General features: G+C 64.0%; 1 pseudogene. It reads right to left on the bottom strand.

Features of this window, described 5'->3' with window-relative positions:
• Window positions 1-239 (bottom strand): annotated as a pseudogene (locus tag DD559_RS20230) (DDE-type integrase/transposase/recombinase); the annotation flags it as partial.

The following is a 239-nucleotide window of genomic DNA, read 5'->3' on the forward strand; positions in this document are numbered from 1 at the left end:
TGAAGATGGCGGGCTTGCCATAGCGGGCCAGCGCTTCCTCCAGCGCCTCGATGCAGAACGCAGCATCGAGCGAGATCGACACGCGCCATGCCAGCACGCGCCGAGTGAACCAGTCGACGACAGCGACGAGATAGACGAAGCCCCGCGCCATCGGCACGTAGGTGATATCCGTCGCCCAGACCTGGTTCGGCCGGGTCACCGCCAGCTTGCGCAGCAGATACGGATAGATCTTGTGGCCT

The organism is Sphingomonas pokkalii (assembly GCF_003096275.1).
Lineage (GTDB): Bacteria > Pseudomonadota > Alphaproteobacteria > Sphingomonadales > Sphingomonadaceae > Sphingomonas > Sphingomonas pokkalii.